Raw genomic sequence first — 12,561 nt, 5'->3', positions numbered from 1 at the left:
GCGTCAAGGCATGGGGGGATTTAGGAGGTCCGACTAAGGGTTTTACCGGGTAGATTACGGCGTCTGGACCCTGCAACCGTGTTTTTCGGCTAGAGGGAAGAACTTTCAAATGCGTGAGGGCGGCATAGCCTTCGTCGGCGGGACGCTTTTGGGCGGGGGATTGGATATTTCGCCGATCGTCGCGGCGGAAAAGCCCCCAGCGTGGATCGCGTCGTCGATCGATCCGGCCAAGCGGACGGGCGCGCGCTCGGGAGCCTACCCTCGATCCCTCCCACGCTTCGGGGCGATTGCCCCAATTGTCCTCGATGAAGTGATCGATGGCGACCCCGTCGTCGCCCCTCGCTCTGTTTTGACTTCATCCGGAAATATCGATGCGCCGGCGCCTGCGACCCCAGGTTTGCGTGCAGAGTATTTCGCAACCTTGCGCAGAAAATTCAGCAAGCATTTCATCTGAAAACTGCCAATTATAGTGCGTATTCCCAGGAGCGAGAATCGAAGATGCCCTTGCCTAGCGCCCCGACCATCCTGCTCGCCGACGATCACTCGATCGTCCGTGCAGGGCTGCGCGAGGCGCTGGAGTCGCAGCCGGGCTGGACCATCTGCGGAGAGGCCTCGAACGGACGCGACGCTGTCCGCATGGCCAAGGAGCTGGTTCCCGACGTCATGATCCTCGACATCAGCATGCCGGACCTAAGCGGGGTGATTGTCGCCCGCGATGTTCGCAAGCTGAAGACCCACACCGAACTGCTGATCTTCACCATGCACGACAGCGAGCAGTTGGTGCGCGAGGTGTTCAGCGCCGGCGCGCGCGGCTTTGTGCTCAAGTCGGCCTCGACCGACAACATCATCGCCGCCGTGGCGTCCTTGCTGAACCACAAGCCCTATTTCTGCCCGGGCATCACCGACGCGGTGCTGCGCGGCTACCTGTCGCCGGGCGGGCATGGCCTGGGGGAAGTCATCGAAGGGTCCGAAACCCTGACGACGCGCGAGCTGCTGATCGTCCAGCTGCTGGCCGAGTCCCGCAGCAACAAGGTCATCGCCTCGATGCTCGACATCAGCGTCAAGACCGTCGAGAGCCATCGCGGCAACATCATGCGAAAGCTGGGCGCCCACTCGCTGGCGGACATCGTGCGCTACGCCATCCGCAACAAGCTGATCGAGGCCTAGCCACCCCGGGACTCCGTTGAATGCGCACGGGCGAAAGCATGACCGGCGGGTTCGACCCGGCCTTCTACGAGTCCGCCCTGGACGCGTTCACCGCGAACGTCGCGGTGGTGGACGCGACGGGAGAGATCGTCGCGGTGAACGACGCCTGGATTCAGTTCATCGATTTCAACGACCTCAAGCCGGTCAACCACGGCATCGGATGCAACTATCTGAGCTTCTGCGACCGACTGGGCACGCCAGGCGGCGCTACGGTGGCCGCCGGCTTGCGGGCGCTGATTGCCGGCGGCGCCGGTCCGTTTCGGCATGAATACGTCATGCCGCTCGAGACCGGATCGCGCTGGGTGAAGCTGTCGGCCATGCGTGTCGGTCATCTGGACCGGCCGTTCCTGATCGTCGCCCATGAGGACATTTCCATCCAACGGCTGGCGGAACGGGGGTTGCGGGAGGCCACGGCGCGTCTTCTGCACGCCGAGGACGGCGAACGACGACGCATCGCCCGAGAACTACATGACAGCACCGCCCAGCATCTGGCGGGCGCGAAACTGATGTTGAGGCGGCTGGACGCCAAGGATCCGGTCAGCACCGGCCTGGTCCGCGACGAGGTGTCGAGCCTGCTGTCCAGCGCCTTGGACGAAATCCGCAGCTTCGCCTATCTGCTCCATCCCCCGGCGTTGGAGCACCTGGGGCTCGCGGCGGCGATCCGACAATTCGCGACCGGCTTTTCGCGGCGCGCGGACGTGGCGGTGACGATCGACATCCCGGATGATTTTCCGCGGCTGGCCCACACCGCCGAGATCGCGCTCTATCGCGTGGTGCAGGAGGCCCTGGCCAATGTCCACAGCCACTCCGGCAGCCAGCGRGCGGTCGTCAGTCTCCGGATCGCCGGCGAGATGACGCTGCTCACGGTTCGCGACTTCGGCTCCGGCCTGCCGCCCAGACGTGACAGCCCGCCCGGCGTCGGGCTCGAGAGCATGCGCCTGCGCCTGGAATTCCTGAAGGGTCACCTGTCGTTGCGCAACGCCGACCCCGGCCTGGCCCTGGAGGCCTGGGCCCCGCTCCTCCCAGAAGGCGAGGACTGATCCACAAAGCCGCTGGGTGAATGGCGGTGGGAGAGCCGGCCCGCACATGCGTCGGGACATGTGGGCCGGCTCTCGACCCGCGACCACGGCCGCGCTCTTGGGGGATGAGCGAACCGCGGCGTGCCAAGGGAAATCGGGGGTGACGCCTTGACGTGCGAGCCAGGCCAGATTGCGGCCGCCACGGCTTGAGCGCCATCAGGTCAAACCCTAGGGCGAGGCGCGAAAACCCTTAGCCGACCCCGGATCAGGCCAGGTGAACCGAACTCTTGACCGTTGTCGTGGCGGCTTGTTTCTGGCGCGCGCGGTCAATGGCGTCGTCGAGCAGTTTCAGGAACTCCGACTGCATCTGCAGGGACTCGATGTCCGACGCCCTCACCCCGTCCAGGGTCGACTGTCGAATTTCTTCAAGTTGTTCAAGAGACAGCGCGGCGCAAAGGCGGAGGCTGAGGAACTGCAGAGCGGCAACTCGGATCTCAAGATTTGTCATCGGCATGTCGCTGAGAAAACGGGATGCGAGCAGATACGGACGAGTGTGATCGTCGGATGCCGACGACGAAGCGACCATAACCATGGAGTTCAAGCTGCGCCACGACGGACTCTCCGCAAGCGAATCCCAGACCACGTCAGAGTAGAATGGGAGAAAACGCTGTTTGGCCGGTTCGTTTGATAACCAAGGCGAATGACGGGCAGGAGGAGAAAGCCGCCAACCGATCATTCGTGAATTTTCGAGGCCTCGAACAGCAACGCGTGGCTATTCGAGAGCGATCCTCGCTACGCGGGGACCGCGCGACAGACACCAGAACGACGGGCGGGAGTTCCTCAAGACCGTCTATCGTTATCAGGGCGTCCCGTCCGATCTGAAATCAGGCGAACCCCGATTTCAGGTACGGAAAAGCCCCTATTAGGTCGTAGGGATCGGGCTTTTGTGTCGCCTTGTGGAGAATTCGCCACGGGCGCGATCGCCTCGTCTGCCTCTGAATGAAACGGTCTTCAGAGCTCCGCCGCGACCTGGGCGACCAAACGCATCAGCCAGGCCACGGGTCCTGCATCGCTCTCGCCGCCGCGGATCACCGCGCCGAACTGAGCCGGTTCCGGATGCCGGCTGGGCTCGATCAGCACCACGGCGCCGCGGTCGGCCGCGAGGGTGGCCAGTCGCCTGGGCAGCAGGGCCGCCATGTCCGTCTGGCTGACCATCACCAGGGCCGAAGAGGCGTCCGGGACGGTGACGGGGCCCTTGAGCCCGCGCGTCGACGGCAGGGCGTAGTCATCGCTCCAACTCGTGATGCGCCGAAGACCCAGTTCACGACGCGAACCCCGGCGCATCTCCTCGCTCTCCTGGCCGCCCGAGACGACGAGGTAGGGAACGCCCGCCAGGGCCTGCGGCGTGATCTCGCCGTCGGCGGCCGCCAGGGCGACCGGATGTCCGACGCGGATCACCCAGACGCCGGTCTCCGTGAACAGCGGCTTGTGGACGAACCGCGGCGCGACATGCTCGAAGCCGCCGATCACCATGTCCAGCCGCCCGCGATCAAGATCCTCGGCCAAGGGGCCTTCGATGCCGCCGATCCGCAGCTTCACGCCCGGCGCCTGCGCCTGGACCCGCCGGACGACGCCGGGCAGCAGCACCGAACACAGATAGGCGCTGGCGCTCATGTGGAAGGTGCGCTCGTCGACGGCCGGATCGAAGCGCGGTGCGGTGACGGCGGTTTCCATCAATTTCAGCGCCGCCCGGACCGGTCCGCCCATCTCGACGGCGCGAGGGGTAGCCTGCAGGCCTGAAGGCCCCCGCACGAACAGGTCGTCGCCCAGTGAGAAGCGAAGACGGCCCAGGGCGTGGCTGACCGCCGACTGGGTCAAGCCCAGCTTCGAACCGGCCCGCGTCGCGCTCTCCTCCTCCAACAAGGCGTCGAACACCCGCAGCAGGTTGAGGTCGAGATTTCTGAAATGCGCATCATTCATGATGGCTGTGATGGAATATCATTTTGCTCATGACGTCGAGAGTCCTATCTCGCGGTCAAGGTAAGGCCCTCCCCGGCCCGTCCCATCCAACTGTGTGTGATCCGCGGCTGACGCGAGCGTCGGCCGCTTGGGCGTGGAGCATTGCGTGAGCGACGCGGAAGGTTATCAGGCGATCGCCGAGGTCGAGGAAGAAGCGGCCCGGAAGCGCCAGCAGCGAACCCTGGGCCAGAGGCTGCGCTGGCCGCTGATGATCGGCTTTCCGCTGATCGTCCTGGCCATCGTCGCTTTCTTTGTCTTGACCGGCGGCAAGTTCGAGTCGACCGACGACGCCTATGTCCAGGCGGCGCGGGCCGCGATCAGTCCCAGCGTGGCGGGACGGGTGATCGAGATCGAGGTTGGCGAGAACCAGACGGTCACGAAGGGTCAGGTCCTGTTCCGCCTCGACCCGTCGGACTTCCAGGTCGCCGTCGCCCAGGCCGAGGCCGCCCTGGCCGCCGCCCGCTTCGAGACTCAGGGATCGCGCGCCGTCTATGACCAGCGCAACGCCGACCTCGCAGCCGCCCAGGAGACGGTCGCCTACACCCAGCGCGAGGCCGCCCGTCAGCAAGCCCTGGCCGCCGCCGGCGTCGCCACCAAGGCCCAGGCCGACGAAGCCGCTCACGCCGCCGAACAGGCTCGCCGCCAGATCGCGGTGGTTCGCCAGMAGATCGCCTCGGCCCTGGCCGACATCGGCGGCCGCCCCGGCGTCGTCGCCGACCGCCAGCCCAAGGTCATGCAGGCCCGGGCCGACCTTGACCGCGCCAGGCTGGACCTCAGCTACGCCACCATCGTCGCTCCCGCCGACGGCGTGGTCACCAAGGTCGAGCAGCTGCAGGTCGGCAACCGCGTCGCCGTCTCCCAGACGCTGTTCTGGCTGGTGTCCGGCCAGCCCTGGATCGAGGCCAACTTCAAGGAAGACCAGCTGGCCCACATGCGGATCGGCCAGCCGGCGACGATCAAGATCGACGCCTATGACCGCGCCCTAAAGGCTCACGTTGTCAGCTTCAGCCCGGGCACAGGCTCCAGCTTCGCCCTGCTGCCGCCCGAGAACGCCAGCGGCAACTGGGTCAAGGTCGTCCAGCGCCTGCCCGTCCGCCTGGCCCTCGACGAGAGCGCCCCGCACCTCAGCGCGGGCCTCAGCGCCAAGGCCAAGGTCGACGTCCAGTCTGCCAAGGACGAGCACGCCAAATGACCGGGGCCGGCAACGGCAAGGGCGACGCGGCCAACCGGGTCCCGATCACGATCGCCGTCATGCTGGCGACGATCATGAACTCGCTGGACACGACGATCGCCAACGTCGCCCTGCCGCACATCCAGGGCAGCGTCTCGGCCTCGGCCGAGCAGATCACCTGGGTGCTGACGTCCTACATCGTCGCGGCCACCATCATGACTCCCCTGACCGGCTTCCTGGCCGATCGCGTGGGCCGCAAGATGGTGTTCCTGGTGTCGATCGCCGGCTTCACCGCCGCCTCGATGCTGTGCGGAATCGCCGGCAGCCTGGTCGAGATCGTGCTGTTCCGCCTACTTCAGGGGCTGTTCGGCGCGGCCCTGATCCCGCTGTCCCAGGCGGTTCTGCTCGACATCAACCCGCCCGAGAAGCACGGATCGGCCATGGCCATATGGGGCGCCGGGGCGGTGCTGGGCCCGATCCTGGGGCCGGCCCTGGGCGGCTGGCTGACCGACAATCTCGACTGGCGCTGGGTGTTCTTCATCAACCTGCCGATCGGCATCCTGGCCTTCGCCGGCGTCTTCCTGTTCCTGTCGGAGAAGAAGAGCGCCGAGAAGCGGCGGTTCGATGTGCTGGGCTTCGCCAGCCTGGCCCTGGCCATCGGCGGCTTCCAGATGATGCTGGACCGCGGCCCCAGCCAGGACTGGTTCGCCTCGACCGAGATCTGGGTCTACCTGATCGTCGGGATCGTCTCGCTGTGGATCTTCGGGGTGCAACTGGCGACGGCCCAGAAACCGTTCGTCGATCGCGCCCTGCTGGCCGACACCAACTTCATCACCTGCTGTCTCTTCGGCTTCTTCATCGGCATCCTGCTCTACAGCGTCCTGGCTCTGCTGCCGCCGATGATGCAGAACCTGATGGGCTATCCGGTGGCCTTCACCGGCCTGGTCAGCATGCCGCGCGGCATCGGCTCGTTCATCGCCATGTTCGCCGTCGGCCAACTGATCGGGCGGATGAGCATCAAGCTGATCCTGCTGATCGGCCTGTCGGTCAGCGCCGTCTCGCTGTGGATGATGACCCAGTTCACCCTGGGCATGGACACCCACCTGATCATCGTCTCGGGCTTCCTGTCGGGCGTCGGCACCGGCCTGATCTTCGTGCCGCTCAGCACCATCGCCTTCGCCACGGTCAGGCCGCAGCACCGGGCCGAGGGCGCGGGCCTGTTCACCCTGATCCGAAACATCGGTTCGGCCGCCGGAATCTCGATCATGCAGGCGCGCTTCGTCAGCGGCATCGAGGTGCACCACGCCAAGCTTGTCGAGCACGCCCGCCCCGACAATCCGCTGTTCCTGGCCTATGCGCCGCTGGCCTTCGCCACCACCGAGGCCATGGCCAAGTTCAACGCCCTGATCACCCGCCAGGCCTCGATGTTGTCCTACATCGACGACTTCCAGCTGATGCTGGGCATCACCATCCTGTGCGCGCCCCTGATCCTCCTGATGCGAACCCCCAAGAAGAAAACCCCGGGGGAAGAGGCCGTCCATGTCGCCGAACACTAGCCGCTTCGCCGCCCTCGCCGCCTCCGCCAGCCTGGCCGTTTTGGTCGGCGCCTGCACGACCGTGGGGCCGAACTTCGCGAGTCCTGAGACGCCCAAGACGTCAGCCTACGCCGCAGCGGGCGAGGCCACGCCCGTCGAGGCGCGCCTGGACGCCGCGGCCTCCGCCGGTCCGTGGTGGACGGCCTTCGGCTCGCCCGCCCTCGACGCCACGATCCGCCAGGCCCTGGCCGACAGTCCGACCCTGGCCGAGGCCGACGCCACCCTGCGCCAGTCACAGTCGGCCCTGGCCCAGGCGCGCGGCGCGGCGGGGCCGCAGGTCGACGCCACGGCCGGCGTCAACCGCGAGCGCGCCAACCTGCAGGCCTTCGGCTTCACCAGCTTCGGCGACGTCAAGCTCGAGAACCCGACCTTCAACCTCTATTCGGTGGGCGGCGCGGTCGGTTACGATCTCGACCTGTTCGGCGGAAACAAGCGTCGGATCGAGGGCGCGGCCGCTCGCGTGGAGGCCCAGGCCCGGCGCGGCGACGCGGCCTATCTGACCCTGACGGCCAATGTCGCCCTGCAGGCCCTGACCATCGCCACGCTGAACGCCCAGATCGAGGCGGTGAACCAGATGATCATCGCCGACCAGGCCAATATCGACCTGGTCCACAAGGCCAACGCCCTGGGCGGCTCGACGGCCACGGCGCGCGTCTCGGCTCAGAGCCAATTGGAGCAGGACCGCGCCCTGCTGCCGCCGCTGCAGGGCCAACTGGCCGCCGCCCGCCACGCCCTGGCCTTGCTGGTCGGCCACGCGCCGGCCGACTGGACCGCGCCGGACTTCACCCTGGCGGACCTGAACCTGGCCGCGCCCGTACCGGTCGCCCTGCCCTCGGCCCTGGTCCGCAAGCGCCCCGACATCCTGGCGGCCGAGGCGGACCTGCACGCCGCCACCGCCGACATCGGTGTGGCGACGGCCGACCTCTATCCGAACGTCAAGCTGACCGCCTCCCTGACCCAGGGCTCACTGAACCCGTCGGACTTCTTCTTCTACGACGCCACCGCCTGGAACGTCGGGGCCGGCCTCACCGCGCCGATCTTCAACGGCGGCACCTTGAAGGCCCGCCGGCAGCAGTCGCGCGAAGCCGCCGTGGCTTCCTCGGCTCGCTACCAGCAGACCGTCCTGACCGCCTTCGCCCAGGTCGCCGACGCCCTGTCGGCCCTGTCAGCCGACGACGCGGCCATCGCCGCCCATGGCCGGTCCGAGGCCCAGGCCGGCGAGAGCCTGCGGCTGGCCCGCGTGGCGTACGACAAAGGCGGCGGCACGCTGCTGGAAGTGCTGGACGCCCAGCGCCGGGTCCATGAAGCCCAGGCCTCGCGGGTGCGCGCGCAGGGCCAGCGCCTGGCCGACGCCGTGCGGCTGTTCGCGGCGTCGGGCGCTGATTGGCGGGTCGTGGCGACTTAACTGACCAAATTCAACATTTGGTCAGGCCAATTGTCTTGTGTGGTCGATGCGGCCCGCTATGGTGCTGCCCAACCGACGCCGAGTCCAAGGCGCGTTGAGATTGGGGACGCTGACATGCGAACGAAGACGGCCCTCGCCGGTCTGGCGGTCTTGTTGTCATTCGGCGCGGCCGTTCCCGCCTTCGCCGACGAAGCCTCGGTCCCCGCCGCGCCGCCCGGCGTCTGCAAGGGCGGCGACGGAACCGCCGCGGCCTTCGGCGGGCGTCGCACCTTCCGCTGGAGCCCCGAGGGTTTGGAATACGCCAAGGCGCACCGCGCGGATCCGGCGATCGCGCCCGCCTACGCCGCCGTCGTCAAGCGGGCGGACGCCGCCCTGGCCGGTCCCACCTACACGGTCGTCGACAAGACCCGCACGCCGCCCAGCGGCGACAAGCACGACTACATCTCGATGGGGCCCTACTGGTGGCCCGATCCCACCAAGCCGAACGGCGAGCCCTATCTGCGCCGCGACGGCGAATTCAATCCCGAGCGGTCCACCGACGCTTTCGACGTTTCCGACCTGGACGCGATGAGCGCCTCGGTCGAGGCCCTGTCCCTGGCCTATTACTTCACCGACGACGCCCGCTACGCGACCAAGGCCGCCCAGCTGCTGCGCGTCTGGTTCCTGGATCCGGCCACCCGGATGAACCCCAACACCAAGTACGCCCAGGGTGTGCCGGGCCGCACGACCGGCCGGGCCGAGGGGGTGCTGGACACCTATCGCCTGCTGCGGGTCATCGAGGGCGTGGGTCTGTTGGCCCCGTCCAAGGCGCTGTCGGACACCGACCAGAAGGGCCTGGAGCGCTGGTTCGCCGACTACACCGCCTGGATGCGCACCGATCCGAACGGTCGCGAGGAACAGGCCGCCGCCAACAACCATGGCATCTGGTTCGACTATCAGCTGGCCGGCTTCTCGCTGTTCGCCCGCCAGGACGCGGTGGCCCGCCAAGTGGTCGCCGAGGCCGGCGCGCGGCGGATCAAGAGCCAGGTCGCGCCGGACGGCTCGCTGCCTCTGGAGCTGACCCGCACCCGCGCCTTGCACTACAGCTACTTCGCGCTCGAGGCTTTGGTCGGCACGGCGCAGTTCGGGCGCTGCGTGGAGCTGGATCTGTGGCGCTACCAGAGCGTCGACGGCCGCGGCCTGCGCGCGGCCTTCGACTTCCTGGCGCCCTATGTCGGCCAGGAGGCCAGCTTCCCCTATCCGGAGCTGAAGCCGCAGGACGCCTCGTCCGAGGCCCTGCCCCTGTTCGCGGCGGCGGCCCAAGCCTATGGAGACACGGTCTTGGCCGACAAGGCGACGGCCCTCGCGCAGCGGTATCCGGCCAATCTCAACCGCCTGCTTGCCCCGCCGAAACCTTAGCCCTTTGGGGCGATCCAAAAGCGTCGGGAGCTATTGGCGCCTGACCGCGCTATGATGGACAGCGCCTGTGATCGCCCCGCGTCATGCGGGATCGCCGGCCCGAAAGGACCTCATGTCCGACCGCCCAGACGCGCGCCAGACAACGCCCTGGACCGCCCTGCTCGATCTCATCGGCATTCATCCGATCACGGCTCAGGAAATACGCGCCGAGACCCTCTTCCTCGGGAGCCGTCACCAAGGGCGGATCGTCGATGGCGCTCGCCTGGAGCTCAAGTCGCCGGGCCTTTCAGCGCATCGGGGCGCGCTGCTGCGCGCGGTGATCCGCGCGGTTCCCGTGACCGAAACCGCCGGGGCCGATCAATGACAGACGAGGAAGCCCAGACGTTGCGGCAGGAAAACGACTACCTCAAGCGCCGCAATGCGCAGCTGCAGGACGACGTCACCAGTCTGGGCGGCCAGGTCCTGCGCATGCAGCAGGAACTGGAACGGGTCAGCGGGCGGCGCGCCATGACCTCGTCCGATCCGTTGTCGGGCGGCCACTAGCATGGCGCTTTCGCCTGGCCAGTTGGTGGCTTTGAAGAACTTGGCGCGCAAGAAAGCCGGCGACGCGGTGGATTGGATCAATATCGCCGACGCCCGTGTCCTGACCGACCTGGGCTTCGCGGAGCGCACCGGCGGCGGGTGGGTGATCACGACGGAGGGCGTGGTAGCCCTGACGCAGCAAGGTGACAAGACCTCCGATTGACCGTCGAAGTCTGGACTATATCGTTGATACAACTAAGCTATTACAGCGTCGCTTGATGTCTGAGGTGGCGGGCCATGCATCGATGATGTCGCCGCCCATCGCTAGCCGACTTCGAAGCGCATGCCGTCATAGGCCGGCTCGACGCCGGGCGGAAGTTTCGCCGCCAAGGCGTTGAAATCCAAGTCGATATGCAGATTGGTCAGAATGGCGCGACGCGGCTTGGCGCGGGCGATCCACTCCAGGGCCAGGCCGACATGGGCGTGGGTCGGATGCGGCGTCCAGCGCAGGGCGTCCACCACCCAGACGTCGAGATCGGCCAGGGCCGCCCAGCTCTCCTCCGGAAAACCGATAGCGTCGGGCGTGTAGGCGACATTCCCGAAGCGATAGCCGACGGCGCGGATCTCGCCATGATCGACGTCGAAGGTGGTCACCGGGATCGCGCCGCTGGGGCCGTCGATCGTCCAGGCCTGGCCATGCGGCGGAACGGCATGGGCGTCGCAGATGGCCGGATAGCCGCCCCGGCTCTCGAAAATATAGTCGAAGCGCCGCCCCAGGCTCCGCGCCGTATAGGCGTCCATATAGGTCGGTACGCGCTTGCGGGCGTTCAGGAAGAACGGCCGTAGGTCGTCGATGCCGTGGGCCTGGTCGGCGTGGTCGTGGGTAAACAGGCAGGCGTCCACGCGCTTGACCTCCGCCCTCACCGCCTGCAGCCGGAAGTCCGGGGCGGTGTCGACGACGACCGTGGTGTCGGTCGCCGGATCACCGCTCGGCCGGCGCACCAGCATCGAGCAGCGGGTGCGCAGGTTCTTGGGTTCCGCAGGGTCGCAGTCGCCCCAATTGCCGTCGGCGCGCGGCACGCCGCCCGACGAGCCGGAGCCCAGGATCGTGAACTCCAGCCTTCCGGTCATGCCTTTTGCTTCCTGGGGCGCGGAATCTGGTCGAACAGGGCGAAGAACGCGTCCTCGGTGCGCTGCTCGGCGTCGGCCCGGGTCCAGCCCCGGACCTCGGCCAGCTTGTCCAGCACGTGGGGCAGATAGGCCGGCTCGTTGCGGCGGCCACGCATGGGCACGGGCGCCAGATAGGGGCAGTCGGTCTCGAGGATGATCTTGTCGGCGGGCATGTCGGCGATGATGTCGCGGACTTCCTGAGCCTGCTTGAAGGTGGCGATGCCGGAGACCGAGAACCACGCGCCCAGCGCCGCCATCCGCTTCGCCAGCTCGGGACCGCTGGTGTAGCAGTGCATCAGGATCTTGAACGGGCCCTTGGCGTGCTCCTCCTCGRGGATGTCGCCCATCRCCACGTCGGCCTCGCGGGTGTGGACCACCAGCGGCAGGCCGGTCTGGCGGGCCGCCGCCACGTGGGCGCGAAACACGTCGGCCTGCACGTCGCGCGGGCTGAGGTCGTAGTGGAAATCCAGGCCCGTCTCGCCGATGCCGATCACCTTGGGCCAGTCGGCCAGCTCGACCAGCCGCTGGGTCGTCAGGTCGACGTGGTCCTTGGCCTCATGCGGGTGAGCGCCGACCGTGCACCAGATGTCGTCATTGGCCATGGCGATGGCGTGGACGGCTTCGAACGACGGGATCTTGTCGCAGATCGTGACCATCAGTTCGATCCCGGCCTCGCGGGCGCGGTCCATCACCGCCTGGCGGTCTTCGTCGTACTGATGAGCGTGCAGGTTTACGTGGCTGTCGATGAGCATGCGGTCACATGGCCGCCCGGGCGGCGGCGCGCAAGTCCATGATCGCGGTCCAGAACACGTCGGCGCGGTCGAGGTTCACGGCCTCGGCCTCGCCCGGCGCGCGGACGATCTTCTCCCAGGCCGCCACCCAGCGGTCCAGGCCCGCCGGGGTGCGCTCGCCGGCCATGCCGGTCGCCATGGCGTGGATCTGGTCGCCCAGGCGGTCGAACAACAGCTCGAACCGCGCCGCGCCCTCTGCGCCTTTGAAGGTGTCGGCCATGGCCAGCAGCGCGCCTTCGTCCAGGTCGGGCAGCTTGCGCAGGAT

Annotated in this window: 14 protein-coding genes and 1 pseudogene; 10 read left to right on the top strand and 5 right to left on the bottom strand. The window is 67.5% G+C overall.

Annotation, left to right across the window (positions count from 1 at the left end):
- The first annotated feature begins 109 nt into the window (after positions 1–109).
- From AC1DZ6_RS07875 to AC1DZ6_RS07865, 3 genes are read left to right on the top strand one after another with little or no spacing between them, the layout of a single operon-like run.
- A complete protein-coding gene (locus AC1DZ6_RS07875) occupies positions 110–454 on the top strand; it encodes a hypothetical protein (protein WP_477096639.1) in 345 nt (114 codons plus the stop codon).
- 44 nt (positions 455–498) lie between these two features.
- Positions 499–1,167: a response regulator gene (locus AC1DZ6_RS07870; protein WP_477096638.1), complete on the top strand. Its 669-nt coding sequence runs from the start codon at positions 499–501 to the stop codon at positions 1,165–1,167.
- Positions 1,168–1,187: 20 nt separating this feature from the next.
- Positions 1,188–2,246, top strand: coding sequence for a PAS domain-containing sensor histidine kinase (locus AC1DZ6_RS07865; RefSeq protein ID WP_477096637.1), 1,059 nt, complete (start codon positions 1,188–1,190; stop codon positions 2,244–2,246).
- A 244-nt stretch (positions 2,247–2,490) separates the two neighbouring features.
- Here the strand turns inward: AC1DZ6_RS07865 and AC1DZ6_RS07860 are convergent, their stop codons facing one another.
- Positions 2,491–2,961: a hypothetical protein gene (locus AC1DZ6_RS07860; RefSeq protein ID WP_477096636.1), complete on the bottom strand. Its 471-nt coding sequence runs from the start codon at positions 2,959–2,961 to the stop codon at positions 2,491–2,493.
- A 275-nt stretch (positions 2,962–3,236) separates the two neighbouring features.
- Positions 3,237–4,205, bottom strand: coding sequence for a LysR family transcriptional regulator (locus AC1DZ6_RS07855; protein ID WP_477096635.1), 969 nt, complete (start codon positions 4,203–4,205; stop codon positions 3,237–3,239).
- A 145-nt stretch (positions 4,206–4,350) separates the two neighbouring features.
- Between AC1DZ6_RS07855 and AC1DZ6_RS07850 the strand changes: the two genes are divergently transcribed.
- The 7 genes from AC1DZ6_RS07850 to AC1DZ6_RS07820 all read left to right on the top strand — a co-directional run bounded on the left by AC1DZ6_RS07850 (position 4,351) and on the right by AC1DZ6_RS07820 (position 10,558).
- On the top strand, positions 4,351–5,436 hold the full coding sequence (locus AC1DZ6_RS07850; protein ID WP_477096634.1) for an HlyD family secretion protein: 1,086 nt from the start codon (positions 4,351–4,353) through the stop codon (positions 5,434–5,436).
- The gene (locus AC1DZ6_RS07845; protein ID WP_477096633.1) at positions 5,433–6,971 is read left to right on the top strand and encodes a DHA2 family efflux MFS transporter permease subunit; all 1,539 of its coding nucleotides are present in this window, start codon (positions 5,433–5,435) and stop codon (positions 6,969–6,971) included. Before AC1DZ6_RS07850 ends, AC1DZ6_RS07845 begins: the two co-directional genes overlap by 4 nt.
- Complete coding sequence (locus AC1DZ6_RS07840) at positions 6,955–8,415, top strand: efflux transporter outer membrane subunit (RefSeq protein ID WP_477096632.1); 1,461 nt, start codon at positions 6,955–6,957, stop codon at positions 8,413–8,415. The genes AC1DZ6_RS07845 and AC1DZ6_RS07840 overlap by 17 nt, the downstream gene beginning before the upstream one ends.
- A gap of 114 nt (positions 8,416–8,529) precedes the next feature.
- Positions 8,530–9,813, top strand: a complete 1,284-nt coding sequence (locus AC1DZ6_RS07835) for an alginate lyase family protein (RefSeq protein ID WP_477096631.1) — start codon at positions 8,530–8,532, stop codon at positions 9,811–9,813.
- Between the two features lie 112 nt (positions 9,814–9,925).
- Positions 9,926–10,177 carry a hypothetical protein gene (locus AC1DZ6_RS07830; protein WP_477096630.1) on the top strand — a complete coding sequence of 84 codons (252 nt, stop codon included), beginning with the start codon at positions 9,926–9,928 and terminating at the stop codon, positions 10,175–10,177.
- Complete coding sequence (locus AC1DZ6_RS07825; RefSeq protein WP_477096629.1) at positions 10,174–10,356, top strand: coiled-coil domain-containing protein; 183 nt, start codon at positions 10,174–10,176, stop codon at positions 10,354–10,356. The genes AC1DZ6_RS07830 and AC1DZ6_RS07825 overlap by 4 nt, the downstream gene beginning before the upstream one ends.
- A gap of 1 nt (position 10,357) precedes the next feature.
- Positions 10,358–10,558, top strand: a complete 201-nt coding sequence (locus AC1DZ6_RS07820) for a hypothetical protein (protein WP_477096628.1) — start codon at positions 10,358–10,360, stop codon at positions 10,556–10,558.
- Positions 10,559–10,659: 101 nt separating this feature from the next.
- Here AC1DZ6_RS07820 and AC1DZ6_RS07815 read toward each other — a convergent pair whose 3' ends face one another.
- From AC1DZ6_RS07815 to AC1DZ6_RS07805, 3 genes and pseudogenes are all read right to left on the bottom strand, one after another.
- On the bottom strand, positions 10,660–11,466 hold the full coding sequence (locus tag AC1DZ6_RS07815) for an MBL fold metallo-hydrolase (RefSeq protein WP_477096627.1): 807 nt from the start codon (positions 11,464–11,466) through the stop codon (positions 10,660–10,662).
- The gene (locus tag AC1DZ6_RS07810; RefSeq protein WP_477096626.1) at positions 11,463–12,257 is read right to left on the bottom strand and encodes a TatD family hydrolase; all 795 of its coding nucleotides are present in this window, start codon (positions 12,255–12,257) and stop codon (positions 11,463–11,465) included. Before AC1DZ6_RS07810 ends, AC1DZ6_RS07815 begins: the two co-directional genes overlap by 4 nt.
- A 4-nt stretch (positions 12,258–12,261) precedes the next feature.
- Positions 12,262–12,561, bottom strand: a pseudogene (locus AC1DZ6_RS07805) (DNA polymerase III subunit delta'); the annotation flags it as partial.

The sequence above is a fragment of the Caulobacter sp. P1_B12_2 genome, assembly GCF_056406675.1.
This window is presented reverse-complemented; position numbering and strand designations above follow the sequence as displayed.

What these genes read in the sequence shown, in the direction of transcription:
- AC1DZ6_RS07875 (WP_477096639.1), top strand. Translation starts at nt 110, where the DNA reads ATGCGTGAGGGCGGCATAGCCTTCGTCGGCGGGACGCTTTTGGGCGGG.
- AC1DZ6_RS07870 (WP_477096638.1), top strand. Translation starts at nt 499, where the DNA reads ATGCCCTTGCCTAGCGCCCCGACCATCCTGCTCGCCGACGATCACTCG.
- AC1DZ6_RS07860 (WP_477096636.1), bottom strand. Translation starts at nt 2,961, where the DNA reads ATGATCGGTTGGCGGCTTTCTCCTCCTGCCCGTCATTCGCCTTGGTTA.
- AC1DZ6_RS07855 (WP_477096635.1), bottom strand. Translation starts at nt 4,205, where the DNA reads ATGAATGATGCGCATTTCAGAAATCTCGACCTCAACCTGCTGCGGGTG.
- AC1DZ6_RS07845 (WP_477096633.1), top strand. Translation starts at nt 5,433, where the DNA reads ATGACCGGGGCCGGCAACGGCAAGGGCGACGCGGCCAACCGGGTCCCG.
- AC1DZ6_RS07840 (WP_477096632.1), top strand. Translation starts at nt 6,955, where the DNA reads ATGTCGCCGAACACTAGCCGCTTCGCCGCCCTCGCCGCCTCCGCCAGC.
- AC1DZ6_RS07835 (WP_477096631.1), top strand. Translation starts at nt 8,530, where the DNA reads ATGCGAACGAAGACGGCCCTCGCCGGTCTGGCGGTCTTGTTGTCATTC.
- AC1DZ6_RS07830 (WP_477096630.1), top strand. Translation starts at nt 9,926, where the DNA reads ATGTCCGACCGCCCAGACGCGCGCCAGACAACGCCCTGGACCGCCCTG.
- AC1DZ6_RS07825 (WP_477096629.1), top strand. Translation starts at nt 10,174, where the DNA reads ATGACAGACGAGGAAGCCCAGACGTTGCGGCAGGAAAACGACTACCTC.
- AC1DZ6_RS07820 (WP_477096628.1), top strand. Translation starts at nt 10,358, where the DNA reads ATGGCGCTTTCGCCTGGCCAGTTGGTGGCTTTGAAGAACTTGGCGCGC.
- AC1DZ6_RS07815 (WP_477096627.1), bottom strand. Translation starts at nt 11,466, where the DNA reads ATGACCGGAAGGCTGGAGTTCACGATCCTGGGCTCCGGCTCGTCGGGC.